We start from the raw sequence: 13,407 nt of genomic DNA, 5'->3' as shown, positions 1-13,407 counted from the left end.
GCCATCGTGCGCCCCATCAGACCGTAAGGAACAAGACGACCCATGTGTGGCATCGCCGGGCTGTGGAGCCCCCACTACGACGACCAGACCGAAACCCATACGAAGCTGATGGCGGACCGGATGTATCACCGCGGCCCCGACGGGTACGGTTTTCTGCACGATCCCGACAACGGGCTGGCGATGGTGCACACGCGCCTGTCGATCATCGGCCTGGATAGCGGGACGCAGCCGATCCACGGGCGCGAGGATGACGGGACGGGGCACCTGAAGTTGACCGTCAACGGCGAATTCTACGACTACAAGCGCATCAGGGGCCTGCTGCGCACCGACGGGTACTGGTTCAACACGCGGTCGGATTCAGAGATCGCGATGAAGCTGTATCACAAGCACGGGCTGGATTTCGTCCACCACTTGCGCGGCGAATTCGCCTTTGCGCTGTTCGACGAACAAAAGCAGCAGCTGATCCTGGTCCGCGACCGGTTCGGCATCCGCCCACTATATTACCATAAGGGCGAAAAGGGCATGTTCTGGGGCAGCGAGATCAAGGCGATGCTTGCCCACCCCGATGTGCCGCGCAAGGTCTGTCCCAAGGCGCAGCTTCACCAGATGATGCAGGTGATGGTGCCGGGCATGACCCTGTTTGAGGATATCCACGCGCTGAAGCCCGGCCACATGGTGATCGTGACGCGAAAAGGCGACGATTACGAGGTCGAGGAGCGTCGCTATTGGGACGCGGAGTTCCCGCTGGAAGGCGAGCACGACGACCTGCCCGATGAGGAGCACATCGAGAACGTCCGTCGCGCGCTGGTGGAATCGATCACCCTTCGGCTGGAGGCCGACGTTCCGGTCGCCTGCTATCTTTCGGGCGGGATCGACAGCTGCTCGATCCTCGGCATGGCCGCCGCGATCCAGCAGTCGCCGGTCAAGGCCTTCACCATCAGTTTCGACGATGACCGCTACGACGAAGCGCATATCGCCACTGAGATGGCCGAGATGGCGGGTGCGGATCAGGACATCCTGAACATCAAGGCCGTCGATCTCTACGGAGAAAATTTCGAGAAGGCGGTCTATTACTCCGAACGCACGTTCTACAACACGCTCGGCGTCGCCAAGATGCTGATGAGCGAACACGTGCGCAAGGTCGGCTACAAGGTCGTTATCACTGGCGAGGGCAGCGACGAACTGTTCGGCGGTTATGCCCAGTTCAAGGCCGATTATTTCCTGCACGACCCCGCCTATGCCGAGACCGCAGCGGGCGAGGACATGAAGAAGCGCAACGCGATCTTCTCCGGCTCGGTGCTGGCCGAAAAGCAGATCAGCCACCCCGCCTTCGAGGAAGTGATGGGCTTCACTCCGTCCTGGATTCAGCCGTGGATGCTGGTGCTGGAACGCGTAAAGCCGCTGCTGTCGGACGAATTCAAGGCGAAGCTGGGCGACTATGACCCGGTCGCGGCGATCGCTTATAGCCTCGACAAGTCGATGCTCGATGGTCGCCACGTGCTCGACAAGGTGCAGTATTCGTGGATCAAGACGATGCTGGAAGGGCAGATCCTGAACTGGGGCGGCGACCGGGTGGACATGGCGAACAGCCTCGAAAGCCGTCCGGCCTTCCTCGACCACCACGTTGCCGAACTGGCCCTGCGCATTCCGCCTCATGTCCGCATCCGCGACGGTATCGAAAAGTGGGTCGTACGTGAGGCGATGAAACACGTCCTTCCCGAAGTGCTCTACAAGCGCGAGAAGTTCGCCTTCATGGCCCCGCCCGCGCATACCGATAGGGCAAAGGCGGCGGAAATCGACAAGCTGATCGAGAAGTGGCTATCGAGCGCGGAAATCGCCGAGCACGGCATCTTCGACGAGGCGAAGCTGCGCCGGTCTATCGAGGATTATCGCAAGAGCGACGACCATGCCCAGAACACGCGCAAGGACATCATCCTGAACCACGCGATCGCGCTGCACGCCATTGATGAACTGATCGAAGGCTAGCGCTTCTCTGTGGCCGAAAATCGGACATCGAGCGTCCGATTTCGGTATGAAATGCAACAATTTCCTGCCATCCTTCCCCTTGGGAAAAGGGGTGGGAAATGGATATTCTTGCGCCACACAACACACCGTTCGCGGTGGCCTTGGCGTTTCTTCTGCTGTTGCTGATCGTGCAACTGATCGGGCTTGGCGATTTCGGTCCGGATTTCGATGGCGACGTCGATGTCGACGGGGCGGATGGGGCCGACCTGATGGGCGGGCTGGCCAGCCTGATCGGGTTGGACCGTTTGCCGCTGGTGGCATGGTTGGCGCTGTTTTGCGCCAGTTTCGGGCTGCTCGGCCTGTCGATTCAGCAATTGCTTGATGGACTGATCGGCGCGCCTTTGCCGGCGCTGCCCGCGACCGCGATGGGCGTGATCGCCGCGCTGCCGGCAACCGGCATCCTCGCACGACCGCTGGCCCGCATCTGGCCACGCGACGAGACCACGGCGGTGTCTATCGACGAATTGTTGGGCCGGCGCGGCACCATCTCCATCGGCACCGCGCGGCGGGGCAGCCCGGCGCGGGCGCAAGTCACCGACCGGTTCGGCCAATCGCATAACGTGATGGTCGAGCCGCACGAGGACGCGATCGAATTCATCGAGGGTGACGAGGTCATGCTCGTCCGCCGTGAGGATCAGGTTTTCTTTGCCATCGGCGGTTCCGAACCGTTCCGGCTAACGCATTAAAGGGGGTACGCACATGGATCAGTTGATTACCATCGGCATCATGGCTGGGACAGGGCTCGTCGTCCTGCTCATCATCGCCTTCATGATCACCCGGCTTTATCGTCGCGCAACCAAACAGGTGGGCTTTGTTCGCACGGGCTGGGGCGGCGAAAAAGTCGTTATGAACGGCGGCGCTATGGTCCTGCCGGTGCTGCACGAAACGATGCCGGTGAACATGAACACCGTGCGCCTTGCTGTAGAGCGGAAAAATCAGGACGCGCTGATCACGCTCGACCGGCTGCGCATCGACGTCAAGGCCGAATTCTACGTCCGCGTTCGCCCCGATGCCAACGCCATCGCGATGGCCGCGCAGACGCTGGGCGAACGGACGATGCATCCTGAGGCGCTGAAGGACCTTGTCGAGGGCAAATTCGTCGACGCGCTGCGTTCGGTCGCGGCGGGGATGACGATGAATGAGCTGCACGAACAGCGCGCGGACTTCGTGCAGAAGGTGCAACAGGTATCGTCGAACGACCTTGCGATGAACGGGCTGGAACTGGAATCGGTCTCGCTTACCGGTCTCGACCAGACCTCCATCGAGCATTTCAACGCAAACAACGCGTTTGACGCAGAGGGTCTGACTAAGCTGACCGAGCAGATCGAAGCGCGAAAGAAGCTGCGCAACGATATCGAGCAGGACACGCGCGTGCAGATGGAGACCAAGAACTTGGAAGCCGCACAGCGCTCGTTCGAGATCGGCCGCGATCAGGAGTACGCCCGGCTGGAGCAAGAGCGTGAGGTCGAGGTGCGCCGCGCCGCCCAGACCGCCGAAATCGCCCGCGAACAGGCCGAGCGCAACCGCGAAGCCGATGCCGCGCGGATCGAGGCTAAGAAGCAGGTCGATGCGCAGCAGATCGAGGCCGACCGCCTTGTCGAGGAAGCCCGCATCGATCAGCAGCGTGCGCTGGAAATCGCGCGTCAGGAACAGCAGATCGCGGTCCAGAACAAGAGCCGCGAGGAAAGCCAGGCCAAGGCCGAAGCCGACGAGGCCCGCGCCAAGGCCGTCGCCGCAGAGGAGCAGGTCGCGACCAGCCGCGAAACCGAGGTCGCAGAGCGTGACAAGCGCATCCAGCTGATCGAAGCGGCCAAGATCGCCGAACGCGATGCCATCCGCGTCAAGGTCGAGGCGGAGGCAGAGCGCGACGCCGCCCGCAACCGCGCCGAAGCCGCAAGGCTGGAAGCAGAGGGCGAGGCCGAGGCAGAAAAGCTGCGCGCCGAAGCCGACCGAGTGCGGTTCGAGGTGGAGGCCGCCGGTCAGCGTGCCGTGAACGAGGCGGCGAACATCCTGTCGATGGATCAGGTCTCGCTGCAAACGAAGCTGGCGCTGCTCAAGGTCCTGCCCGAACTCGTCCGCGAAAGTGCGAAGCCGCTGGAAGCCATCGATTCGATCAAGATCGTGCAGGTCGACGGCATCACCGGCGCGCGCGGAGCGGATGGCAAGCCTGTGGCCGCTGGACCGGGCGGTGGCAATCTGGCCAGCGATGCGCTGACCGCCGCGCTATCCTATCGCGCGCAGGCGCCGGTGATCGATGGGTTGATGAAGGAACTGGGCCTTGATGGCGGATCGCTGGAAGGTTTGGCCAGGGCGGGTGTAACCGCCGCACCGGTCACGCCTGCAAAGGCTGAGCCGACTGACGACTTCGAAGCGGAAGAGCCCGCAACCGAAACCGACTGACGCGCAACGCGTTGAATATGCCTGTGCCTTGCGATCCTGTCGGATCGTTGGGTGCCGGGTTAGGGGGTTCGCAAACATGCAAGGCGTGTTACCGCGGACCCCTAGCAAAAAGAGGCTATTGAAATGCGTAAACTGATGCTTGCCGTTCTTGCCGGGTCGACCGTGGCCCTGTCCGCCTGTTCCGGTGGTGCGGATACCGCGCCCGAAGCGACCGCGACCGAAGCGGCCAGCGATCCCGCCGCGGATGCGGCGATGGTGGAAACCGGCGTTCTGGACGCCAACACCGCGACCGAGGAACAGCTTGCCGCCGCCAATGGCGTTTCGCCCGAACTGGCGGCCGCCATCGTCGCCGGTCAGCCCTATGCCAGCGTGACCGATCTGCATTCGATGCTGACCGAAACGCTGTCGGATGAAGAGGCCGCCACCGTGCTTACCGGCGTTTTCGTGCCGGTGAACCTGAATTCGGGTACCGAGGAAGAGCTACGCCTGATCCCCGGAATGACCGACAAGATGGAGCACGAGTTCCTGGAATATCGTCCTTATGACGACATGACCGTGTTCGACCGCGAAATGGGCAAATATGTCGACGAGGCGGAAGTCGCCCGTTTCCGCAACTACGTCACCCTCTGACGTCGCTGCAATCCGATCCTGAGGCCTTCGATCGCGACCAGTATCCCGATGTGGATATAGGCAGTCGTCGGATCGAAGGCCGACAGGGCCCAGTGCGCGAAGGTCAGCACCGCCGCCGGATAGACCAGCCGGTGCAACCGCTTCCAGCTCCGCCGCAATAGCCGCACCGAAACGTCGTTCGACGTCACGGCCAGCGGCACGAACAGCAACAGCGCCAACCATCCGAGCAGGATGTAGGGCGTGGATAGCTCCGCCAGTACGAATTCGGGCGATCCCTTGCGGATCAGGTAGGCCGCGGTATGCCCCGCCGCATAGGCAAAGCTGGCCACCCCCAGATCGCGCCTGCGCCGCATCAGCCAAGCGGTCCAGCGCCAGCGGCGGAAAAGCAGGCGCAGCGGCGTGACCGCCAGCGTTACCAACAGCAACCATGCCGCCCAATCCCCGCTGTCGCCTATGAAATGGCCGTAGCCATATTCGTCTGGCGTGAAAGCCCAGCGCGAGAGCATCCAGATGCCGGGCAGGGCAAGGATCAGCCAAAGCAACGGGCGGGATTTCATGGGGGCTAGTGGCTCTTCGCAGTCTGCCCGGCGGGGGCCAGGTCTTTCTGTTCGCAGGCCAGTTCCATCACGCATTCCAGCAAAAGCTGCGTGCCGCGTTCGATGTCGGACCAGTGGGTCCATTCATCGGGTGCGTGGCTGACACCGCCGACGCTGGGCACGAAGATCAGGCCCGCGCGGGTGTGTTCGCAGAAGAACTGCACATCATGCCCCGCGCCTGATGGCATGGTCTTGTGCGACAGGCCGAGTTCTTCGGCCTTCGCGCTCATCATCGTGATCAGCCCGTCGTCGCAATAGGCGGGCTTCAGCCAGCTCATCTGTTCGTATTCGAAACGCAGCTTGTGCTTTCGCGCGATGCTGGACAACACGCGTTCGCAGGCCTCTGCCAGCGCGGTCATCACGCCTTCGTCCAAATCGCGGCCGACGATGGTGAAATCGACTTCGCCCGGCACGGTGTGCGGAAATCCCGGCTTGCAGGCGACGTGGCCGATGGTGATCCGGCTCTTGTCGGTGCCATGTTCGTCGATGATCCGCCCGATCTCATGCGCGAAGTCGGCCATGCCCATCAGGGCATCGGCGCGCATATGCATCGGCGCGGTTCCGGCGTGGTCGGCCTTGCCGATCAGGCGGCAATTCCATTTGAACACACCGGAAATGCCCTCGACGACGCCGATGGTGGTCTTTTCAAGGTCCAGCACCGGGCCCTGCTCGACGTGCAGTTCAAGAAATGCGTGAATCTCGTCGGGACGGCGATAGGCGTGGAGCGCAGCATAGGGATCGAGCCCGGCAATGCTCATCGCGTCCTTCAGCGCGAAGCCATGTTCGTCCTTTGCCGTATCCAGCCATTCGCGTGTCAGCTTGCCGGTCATCGCCTGGGCGCCCAGCATACCGCCGAAGCGTCCCTCCTCTTCGCTGGTGCCGATCACCTCGATAGGGAAGTCGGGGATGATCTCCGCATCTTTCAGCGCGCGAACGACTTCAAGACCGGCCACGACACCCAGCACACCGTCGAAAATGCCGCTGGCGGGCACCGAATCCATGTGACTGGCGATCAGCACGGCGGGCTTGTCGGCGGGGCCAAAACGCCCGATCACATTGCCGGCGCCGTCCATGCGGTGCTCCATGCCCAGTTCCTCGAACCGATCGCGTAACCATTGGCGCGCAGCCATGTCCGCCTCGCTGAAACCCTGGCGATAGACGCCGCGATCCGCCTCGTTAAATCCGAAGCGGGATATGGCGACGATGTCGCTTTCGATGCGTTCGATGTCGACTTGGGGCACGCCGTCTCCTTGCTGTTCCTGCCTGCCAAGATAGGCATTTGCAGGCCCCGGTGCCAACCCTCGACCCGTCGCAGCTCCTGCTCAGTCGGCCCCGTCTCCGCCAAAGGTACAATTGGCGACCGCAGGTACGGGGCGCAGAGTGGCTGGCGAAACGCTTTGGCGAGAGGAGAATAGGGTTATGCTGGAACAGGCGCTCAGCAAGTTCAGCGGACAGTCGCTTATCAAGGACCGCTTCGACAATTTCATCGGCGGCAAGTGGGTCGCGCCCGTAAAGGGGCAATACTTCGACAATATCTCGCCAGTGACCGGCCGCCCGGTGTGTCAGGTCGCCCGAGGTACGGCTGAGGACATCGAGCTTGCGCTCGACGCCGCGCATGCCGCGAAGGATGCGTGGGGGCGGACCAGCACGACCGAGCGGGCCAATATCCTGAACAGGATCGCGCAGCGCATGGAGGACAACCTCGATATGCTGGCGCTGGTCGAGACGATCGACAATGGCAAGCCGATCCGTGAAACGACCGCCGCCGATCTTCCGCTGGGCGTCGATCACTTCCGCTATTTCGCGGGCTGCCTGCGGGCCCAGGAAGGCGCGATTTCCGAAATCGACCACGATACGGTCGCCTACCACTTCCATGAACCGCTGGGCGTCGTTGGTCAGATCATCCCGTGGAATTTCCCGCTGCTGATGGCAGTCTGGAAGCTGGCCCCGGCACTGGCTGCGGGCAACTGCGTGGTGCTGAAGCCTGCCGAGCAGACCCCGATGTCGATCATGGTTCTTGCCGAGCTCATTGGCGACCTGCTGCCCGAAGGCGTGCTCAACATCGTGAACGGTTTCGGCGTAGAGGCGGGCAAGCCGCTGGCATCGAACAAGCGCATCGCCAAGATCGCCTTTACCGGCGAGACGACGACCGGGCGGCTGATCATGCAGTATGCCAGCGAAAACCTGATCCCCTGCACGCTGGAGCTTGGCGGCAAGAGCCCGAACATCTTCTTCGCCGACGTGATGCGCGAAGACGATGATTACTTCGACAAGGCGCTGGAAGGCTTTGCCATGTTTGCGCTGAACCAGGGCGAAGTCTGCACCTGCCCCAGCCGCGCGCTGGTGCACGAATCCATTTACGACGCGTTTATGGAACGCGCGATCAAGCGGGTCGAGGCGATCAAGATGGGCAACCCGCTCGATCCCAGCACGATGATAGGGGCGCAGGCTTCGAACGACCAGCTTGAGAAGATCCTGTCCTACATCGGCATCGGCAAGGACGAGGGCGCCAAGGTCCTGACCGGCGGCACCCGCGCCGTGCACGAAGGCGAACTGTCGGAAGGCTATTACGTCACGCCGACGGTGCTGGAAGGCCACAACAAGATGCGCGTTTTCCAGGAAGAGATCTTCGGTCCGGTCCTCGCCGTGACAAAGTTCTCGTCCGATGAAGAGGCGCTCTCCATCGCGAACGACACGCTTTATGGCCTTGGCGCCGGGGTGTGGAGCCGCGATGCCAACACCTGCTATCGCTTTGGCCGTGCCATTCAGGCGGGCCGGGTCTGGACCAACTGCTACCACGCTTATCCGGCGCATGCCGCGTTCGGTGGTTACAAGCAGTCGGGCATCGGGCGTGAAAACCACAAGATGATGCTGGAACACTATCAGCAGACCAAGAACATGCTGGTCAGCTATAGCCCCAAGGCGCTCGGCTTCTTCTGATGCCGCTGGGGGCGAGAGGTTTCTCCCACCCCGACCATCCCGGCAATCTCAGCGGCCGGTTCATGATCGGGGCCATCCCGGGCCGGGGCGGACAGTCAGTCCGTCCCGGCCTTGGCGTGTCTGTTATAGAGGTGCTGCCATGACCACGATAACCAACGCACCGGCCCGGATAGTGTCGACCGACGCGGCGGACGAATGGATAGAGCGGCTGACCGAAATGCACGGACAGCTGATGTTTCACCAGTCGGGCGGCTGCTGCGACGGTTCCGCTCCGATGTGCTTTCCGCGCGGAGAATTCCGCGTCGGGGCGCAGGACGTTCTGCTAGGCACGCTGGTCCGCGATACGCCGGTGTGGATCGGCGCGGCGCAGTTCGAATACTGGCGGCATACGCAGATCACCATCGACGTCGTGCCGGGGCGGGGCGCGGGGATGAGCCTTGAGGCACCTGAGGGCGTGCGCTTCATCGTGCGCAGCCGGGTGTTCACCGATGACGAGATAGAGGCGCTGAACGTCGCCGGAGAACCGCCGCATGGCGGCGATTTCGTGGAGGATTGAGCGGCTTGGCCGCGCGCGCGTCTGCGGATAGGATGACACGATGGCGGTGGCACCGCCCCGGCTGGCCCCGGTGAAGAGGGCAGACAATGGCCGGTCATAGGGGAGAGACGACTTGGAAGCAGGCCAAACCTGCCTTGACGGGCTCGTGATCGTGACCAGCCACGCTGAAGATCCGGCGGAGGCGGTCGCGCGTATCGCCGACAGCATTGCCGATGTACCGCTGGCGGGCGGGCTGGTGTTCTGTTCGCACCGCTATGATCGCGGTGCGCTGGCGCGGGAACTGGAGCAGGTCTTGCCCGATGCGCCGCTGCTTGGGTGCACCAGCGCGGGGGAGCTTGGGGCGACGGGGTATGACACAGACAGCTTGGTGTTCATCGGCTTTCCGCAGAGCGCGTTCCACCTCTCGGTCCTGCCGTTCACCGATCTCGACCATTTCGACGCGGATACCGCGCGCAAGCAGGTGCGCGGCCTTGTCGCAAGCGGGCGGCAAAGCGCGCAGGGCAAGCTGGGGAGCGACAGCCTGTCTCATGTCGCGCTGTTCCTTGTCGACGGGTTGTCGCACCGAGAGGAACTGCTGACGATGACGGCGCAGGAGGCACTGGGCGACATCGGCCTGATTGGCGGGTCGAGCGGTGACGGACTGGCCTTTCGCGAAACGGGTGTGTTCTTCGACGGCAGGTTCCATCGGGATGCTGGCGTGATGGCGCTGCTGTCCAGTTCGCGCCCGATGCGGATGTTTTCCGCCGTTCACTATCGTCCCGGCCCGCAGCGCATGGTGATTACCGAGGCCGATGCTGAAACGCGCACCGTTTTCGAGATCAACGCCGCCCCGGCGGCAGAGGAATACCTGCGGCTGGTCGGCAATCCGGGCGCGGAACTGAACGTTGCGTTCTTCGCCGCGCATCCGTTGATGGTGCGCACCGGCGGCACGCATCATGTCCGATCCATACAGTCGGCCAATCCGGATGGCAGCCTGACGTTCTATTGCGCGATCGACCGGGGCATCGTGATGACCATCGGCGAGCCGGTCGACCGCATTGCCGCCATGCGTGAAATGTTCGCCGGATTGGCCGAAGACGTAGGCGAAATCGATCATATCATCGGCTTCGACTGCGTGCTGAACCGCATCGATGCCGAGAACCGCCAACTGGGCCGCGAAGTGTCCGACCTCTATGCGAAAGAGAAAGTGATCGGGTTCAACACCTATGGCGAACAGTTCCGGTCGGCGCATATGAACCAGACGCTGAGCGGGTTGGCGATAGGGCATTGATGGCAACGACTCGCCCGCCTGCCGCGACCGATCCGCGCGACGACAAGATCGCCGCGCTGGAAGACCGCGTGCGGCGGCTCGAAAAGATCAACGAGGCGCTGATCGACCGGGTCGAACGGTCGAGCGACATGGACGGGTCGTACTCCATGTTCGAGACCGCCATCGCGCTGGAAAGCATGGTCCGCGAACGAACGGCGGAGCTTGAGGATACGCTGGAAAAGCTTGGCGATGCGAACGCCCGGCTGGAGGTGGCGCACCGCGATACGGATGCCGCCCGCGCGCGGTTGCGCGATGCGATCGAGAGCCTGTCCGACGGATTTGCAATCTTTGACGCCGAAGACCGCATGGTGATGTGCAATCAGTCGTTCCTGCGCTTCTGGCCCGAATTCGAAGGCGTGCGCGACAGCCATCCGCAGTTTTCCGAACTGGCCGAAACACTGGCCTATGGTGGGCGGACGATCGGGTCGCAGCTATCGCCCGAACGCTGGGTTCGCGAACGCATCGCGCGCCATCGCGAGGCGTCGGGCGCGCATGTCCAGTTGCTGAGCGACGGACGCTGGCTGCAAATCAACGAGATGAAGACGACCGAGGGTGGGACGGTCGGGATCTACACCGACATCACCTCGGTCAAGGCGGAGGACGCCCGCGAACGGGCGCGCGAACTGGCGGGGCGGAACCTTGCGTTGCAGGCCTCGCTCGACACCCTGTCCGAAGGTGCGTGCCTGTTCGATCAGGACCGCAAGCTGGTTGCCTGGAACGAGCCACTGGTCCGCATGCTGGGCATCGATGCCCATATCGAAGACGCGATCGGCACGCACCAGAAATTGCACGACTGGTGCGTCTCTCAGCAAGGGCTGGACTTGCCGCAGGCGATAGAGTGGCGCAGCGGCAAGGGCCCGCGGATCAGCACCGATTGCAGCCTTGGCGAACGGCACTTCGTGATCCGCTCAGTCTCTCTGTCGGCGGGCGGCATGGCCTATGCCTTCGACGACGTAACCGATCGCATCCGGTTCCAGCGCAGCCTGACGGAACAGGCCGAAACGCTGGAAAAGCGCGTGCAGGAACGCACCGCCGAACTGATCGAGGTGAACCGCCAACTGGTAGAGGCAAAGAACGAGGCGGAGACGGCGAACCGTTCGAAAACCAGCTTCATCGCTGCGGCGAGCCACGACCTATTGCAACCGCTGAACGCCGCACGACTGTTCGTTTCAGCTCTGGCGGAGCGGCGGATGGCAATGACCAATCGCGGCCTTGTGCGCCAGACGGCGGTGGCGCTGGATTCTGTCGAGGAATTGCTGGAGGCATTGCTGGAGATATCCCGCCTTGATGCCGGGGCGATCCAGCCTGAGATCGCGGCGCTTCCGCTAGACCGCATCCTGTCGGCCCTGCGCATCGAATTTGCGCCGCTGGCCCGCAAGGGCGGGCTGACGTTCGAGGTACCGGAGACCGGCCTGTGGGTGCGCAGCGACCTGCGGCTCTTGCGGCGCATCCTGCAGAACTTTGTGTCCAACGCGATCCGTTATACCGAGAAAGGCGGGGTCGAAGTCAGCGCCACCACCGATGGCAACGCGGTGCGGATCGCGGTGCGCGATACCGGGCCGGGCATCGCGGTGGAAAAGCGCGAGGCGATCTTCGAGGAATTCCGCCGACTGGCCAGCACGCAGAAGACGCCCGGCAAGGGTCTTGGGCTGGCCATTGTCCGCCGGGCCAGCGCGATGCTGGCGCACCGGATCGACCTGACCACCGCGCCGGGCGAGGGTTCGACATTCTCGATCACCGTTCCGCTGGCCGAACCGTCGGCCATCGCCGCCGAAGTCGCGGAGAAAACGAGGGCCGTTTCCGGCACAAAAGGCACCGTCACCGTGATCGACAACGACGTGCAGGTGCAGGAAGGCATGCGCGTCTTGCTGGAAAACTGGGGGCTGGAAGTCGTAACAGGCAGCGGCCCCGACGATCCGGGCGTGCGGCAGAGCGTGCGGAAAGGCACCGGCCTGCTGATCGCCGACTATCATCTGGACGACGGGCTGACCGGAGACCTCGCCATCGCAGACTTGCGCGCGGCGCATAGCGAGGCGGGGCATGAGAGTGAGTTGCCCGCCGTCGTCATCACCGCCGACCGGACGGACGAGGTGAAGCAGGCGCTGACCGCGAAAGAGCTGCCGGTACTGACCAAGCCGGTGAAGCCCGCGCAGTTGCGGGCGCTGCTTAGAAAGCTGGAAATTACGGGCTGACCGGCCCGCCGCGGCTTCAGTCGACGAAGCCGACCCGGTTGGCCATGATCACCGCCTGCGTGCGGCTGAAGACGTTCAGCTTTTGCAGGATGGCCGAAACGTGCGCCTTTACCGTCGTCATCGAGACGTCGAGTTCGTGCGCGATCTGCTTGTTCAGCAGCCCCGCGACTAGGTGGCCGAGCACCACGCGTTGTTGCGGGGTCAGGCTGTCGATCTTGGCGCGGATTTCCTCGTCTTCGCGAATGCGGGTATCGTCGCTCCCGACGCTTTCGAGGTCGGGCAGGTAGATTTCGCCCGACAATACCTGTTGCAACGCGTCGAGGATCGCCTGCCGCTTCAGCGACTTTGGCACGAAGCCTGCCGCCCCGGCGGCCAGCGCATCGCGCATGATGATCGGATCGTTGAGGCCAGTGACCATGACGACCGGCGTGCTGGGAAAATCGGCGCGCAACTGGCGCAGGCCCGAAAGGCGTTCGACATCGGGCATCGTGATGTCGAGCAGGACAAGATCGACCTCGTCCGCCTGTTGCAACGCGTCGAGCGCTTCTTCGAAGCTGCCTGCCTCCATCACGTCGCATTCGGGGAAGCTGATTTCGAGGATGGAGCGCAAACCGTCACGGACCAGCGAATGGTCGTCGACGATCAGCACACGCTCCGGTGCCGGGATCTCTTGCATCCTCTGCCTCTGAATATCAGCCGTGAACTGGTTCATATGTCAAAAAGCGGTGTCCCGTCACGCGCCGGGTCGCATTAGGCGCG

At 63.1% G+C, this 13,407-nt stretch carries 11 protein-coding genes; 8 read left to right on the top strand and 3 right to left on the bottom strand.

Going from position 1 to position 13,407, the window contains the following annotated elements:
- Nucleotides 1-42 precede the first annotated feature (42 nt).
- The 4 genes from asnB (at nt 43) to AB433_RS13260 (ending at nt 5,055) form a co-directional block, all read left to right on the top strand.
- Nucleotides 43-1,986: an asparagine synthase (glutamine-hydrolyzing) gene (asnB, locus tag AB433_RS13275; RefSeq protein WP_047821626.1), complete on the top strand. Its 1,944-nt coding sequence runs from the start codon at nt 43-45 to the stop codon at nt 1,984-1,986.
- Between the two features lie 98 nt (nt 1,987-2,084).
- Nucleotides 2,085-2,711 (top strand): YqiJ family protein, encoded by a 627-nt coding sequence (locus AB433_RS13270; protein ID WP_047821624.1) that lies wholly within the window; start codon nt 2,085-2,087, stop codon nt 2,709-2,711.
- A 40-nt stretch (nt 2,712-2,751) separates the two neighbouring features.
- A complete protein-coding gene (locus AB433_RS13265; RefSeq protein WP_375782417.1) occupies nt 2,752-4,425 on the top strand; it encodes a flotillin family protein in 1,674 nt (557 codons plus the stop codon).
- A gap of 123 nt (nt 4,426-4,548) precedes the next feature.
- Entirely contained in the window at nt 4,549-5,055 is a 507-nt protein-coding gene (locus AB433_RS13260) for a ComEA family DNA-binding protein (RefSeq protein WP_047821620.1), read from the top strand.
- Here AB433_RS13260 and AB433_RS13255 read toward each other — a convergent pair.
- Together AB433_RS13255 and AB433_RS13250 are read right to left on the bottom strand one after the other, a co-directional pair.
- Nucleotides 5,040-5,612: a protein-methionine-sulfoxide reductase heme-binding subunit MsrQ gene (locus AB433_RS13255; RefSeq protein ID WP_047821618.1), complete on the bottom strand. Its 573-nt coding sequence runs from the start codon at nt 5,610-5,612 to the stop codon at nt 5,040-5,042. The genes AB433_RS13260 and AB433_RS13255 overlap by 16 nt on opposite strands.
- Nucleotides 5,613-5,617: 5 nt before the next feature.
- The gene (locus tag AB433_RS13250; protein WP_047821616.1) at nt 5,618-6,892 is read right to left on the bottom strand and encodes a Zn-dependent hydrolase; all 1,275 of its coding nucleotides are present in this window, start codon (nt 6,890-6,892) and stop codon (nt 5,618-5,620) included.
- 178 nt (nt 6,893-7,070) lie between these two features.
- Here AB433_RS13250 and adh point away from each other — a divergent pair, with 178 nt between their 5' ends.
- The 4 genes from adh to AB433_RS13230 all read left to right on the top strand — a co-directional run bounded on the left by adh (nt 7,071) and on the right by AB433_RS13230 (nt 12,648).
- Nucleotides 7,071-8,591, top strand: coding sequence for an aldehyde dehydrogenase (gene adh / locus AB433_RS13245; protein ID WP_047821614.1), 1,521 nt, complete (start codon nt 7,071-7,073; stop codon nt 8,589-8,591).
- A 139-nt stretch (nt 8,592-8,730) separates the two neighbouring features.
- Nucleotides 8,731-9,147, top strand: coding sequence for a DUF779 domain-containing protein (locus tag AB433_RS13240; RefSeq protein ID WP_179944980.1), 417 nt, complete (start codon nt 8,731-8,733; stop codon nt 9,145-9,147).
- A gap of 112 nt (nt 9,148-9,259) precedes the next feature.
- Nucleotides 9,260-10,417 (top strand): FIST N-terminal domain-containing protein, encoded by a 1,158-nt coding sequence (locus AB433_RS13235; RefSeq protein ID WP_179944979.1) that lies wholly within the window; start codon nt 9,260-9,262, stop codon nt 10,415-10,417.
- The gene (locus tag AB433_RS13230; RefSeq protein WP_047821612.1) at nt 10,417-12,648 is read left to right on the top strand and encodes a hybrid sensor histidine kinase/response regulator; all 2,232 of its coding nucleotides are present in this window, start codon (nt 10,417-10,419) and stop codon (nt 12,646-12,648) included. Before AB433_RS13235 ends, AB433_RS13230 begins: the two co-directional genes overlap by 1 nt.
- A 16-nt stretch (nt 12,649-12,664) precedes the next feature.
- On the opposite strand, the gene AB433_RS13225 is transcribed toward AB433_RS13230, so the two are convergent.
- Nucleotides 12,665-13,324 (bottom strand): response regulator, encoded by a 660-nt coding sequence (locus AB433_RS13225; protein WP_245626665.1) that lies wholly within the window; start codon nt 13,322-13,324, stop codon nt 12,665-12,667.
- Nucleotides 13,325-13,407 lie beyond the last annotated feature (83 nt).

Origin of the sequence: Croceicoccus naphthovorans, from assembly GCF_001028705.1 — a bacterium.
Taxonomy (GTDB): Bacteria; Pseudomonadota; Alphaproteobacteria; order Sphingomonadales; family Sphingomonadaceae; genus Croceicoccus; species Croceicoccus naphthovorans.
This window is presented reverse-complemented; position numbering and strand designations above follow the sequence as displayed.